The organism is Streptomyces sp. SID5910, from assembly GCF_009862125.1.
Classification (GTDB): domain Bacteria; phylum Actinomycetota; class Actinomycetes; order Streptomycetales; family Streptomycetaceae; genus Streptomyces.
Genome location: NZ_WWHX01000315.1, coordinates 1 through 2017 on the forward strand (window position 1 = coordinate 1; position 2017 = coordinate 2017).

The window sequence follows — 2017 nt, forward strand, 5'->3', positions numbered from 1 at the left end:
CACCCATCGAGGAGTACGGCATGGCCTTCAGGCCCCGCGCACGGACCCGCACCTGCCCGCCGCCCCACGCGACCCCCGCCCCGGCCCCAGCCCCAGACGATCCGGAACACACACCGTCCGGATCCCCGCCCCCGACCGTCACCGCGACGCGGCGCCGCCGCCAGGCCGCCCTCTTACGGAACCCCCTGGCCCGGCAGCTCGCCCTCGCCGCGACCGCCGGCGCCGCCGACGCCCTGACGACCGCGCTGCTCCACCTGCTGCGCCTGACGTCGTCCTGAACCCTCCGCCCCCACGCCCTCCGCATGCTCGGCGGCCATTTGGCTCTGCCCACCTTGCCGTGCGGAGGCGCGCACAGTGGCGACCCGGGTGCCGGGCGCGGTGGGTTCTGGCAGGGCACGGAAGAGGAGCCAGCTCAGCGCGGGCATGGCGATCAGGGGCGTGAGGGCGGTCCGGAGGCTGGTGGAGTCGGCGAGGTGTCCCAGCAGGGGGCTGACGAGGCCGCCGATGCTGACGGTGAGGCCGAGGGTGACGCCGCTGGCGGTGCCGATACGGGAGGGCAGGTAGTCCTGACCGAGCGTCACCTGGAGGGAGAAGGGGACGTACAGGCCGGCCGAGGTGAGGGCCACGAAGACGAACAGGGCCGGGCCGGGTGCGTAGACCACTCCGGTGACGGCGGCGACGGAGAGCAGGTACGACCAGCGGGAGACGCGGACACGGTCGTAGCGGTTGGCCAGGGCACCGCCCAGGACCGAGCCGACCGCGCCGCCCAGGAACAGCAGGAACAGGGCGACCGTCCCCGCGGTGGTGCTGCCGTCCATGCGCTGCTGGGCGTAGAGGGAGACGAAGGTGCTCAGGCCGGTGAAGACGATGGAGCGGAAGACGACCGCCAGGGACAGCTTCACGAACGAGGCCACGTCGTCCGCGCTCCGGGGCGGCTGTGTCCTGGCCGCGCCGGCCTGGGACCGGGCGAGCATCCGCAGGACGGGCACGCACAGGGCGGCGCCGGCGAGGGCCGGGAGGACGAGGACGGGGGTCCAGCGCAGGGAGCCGTGCCCGATCGCGGCCGACACCATGAGCGGGGCGAGCGCGAAGCCGATGTTGCCGCCGAGGGAGAACCAGCTCATCGCGCTGTGGCTGCCTTCACTGGCCAGCCGGGCCACCCGGGCGGACTCCGGGTGGTAGGCGGCCACCCCCACCCCGGAGACGGCGACGAAGAACAGGGTGAGCCCGTAGGAGCCGTTCAGGCCGCTCAGCGCGATGCCCACCCCGCCCAGCAGGGTGCCGGACGGCAGCAGCCACGGCATCGCCCATCGGTCGGTGAGCGCGCCGAACACCGGCTGCGCCACCGACGACAGCAGGGACGCGGCCAGCACGATGCCGGAAGCGACCGCGTAGGAGTAGTCCCGTTCGGCCACGAAGAACGGGATCAGCGCCGCGACGGCGCCCTGGTAGATGTCGACGCAGGCGTGCCCCACGGCCAGCAGGGAGATCGATGTATTCCTTCGCACCCCTCCCATGCTGCGAGAACCATCCGGTGTCGCGCTTCCGATAAATTGACGGGTGATGCAGAAAATCCGCCACACCCCTGTCGCGCCGACCCGGACCCAGCGCCTGGCGTCCGGCGGCGAGATCGACGCGCACCGCCACGACGACCACCAGATCGCCTACGCCAGCCGGGGCACCATCGCGGTGACCACCGACGCCGGCTCCTGGGTCGCCCCCGCCACCCGCGCGCTGTGGATCCCCGCCGGCACCGTCCACCGGCACCAGGCCCACGGCGAACTCGACCTCCACCTCGTGGGCCTGCCCGCCACCGAGAACCCCCTCGGCCTGGACGAACCCGCCGTCCTCGCCGTCAGCCCCCTCCTGCGCGAACTCGTCGTCGCCTACACCCGCGACCCCGACGACGACAGCCCGCCCCATCTGCGCCTGCGCGCGGTCATGCTCGACCAGCTCACCGTCTCCCCCGAACTGCCCCTGCACCTGCCGGCCCCCACCGACCCCCTGCTCCGTGAGC

2 protein-coding genes are annotated in these 2017 nt (G+C 73.3%); one reads left to right on the plus strand and one right to left on the minus strand.

Features of this window, described 5'->3' with window-relative positions:
* Positions 1 to 173: 173 nt before the first annotated feature.
* The gene (locus tag GTW67_RS10745) at positions 174 to 1508 is read right to left on the minus strand and encodes an MFS transporter (RefSeq protein WP_346010618.1); all 1335 of its coding nucleotides are present in this window, start codon (positions 1506 to 1508) and stop codon (positions 174 to 176) included.
* A 55-nt stretch (positions 1509 to 1563) separates the two neighbouring features.
* On the opposite strand from GTW67_RS10745, the gene GTW67_RS10750 reads away from it, so the two are divergent.
* Positions 1564 to 2017, plus strand: a 454-nt coding sequence (locus GTW67_RS10750; protein WP_161164572.1) for an AraC family ligand binding domain-containing protein, incomplete at its 3' end; no start/stop codon positions are given.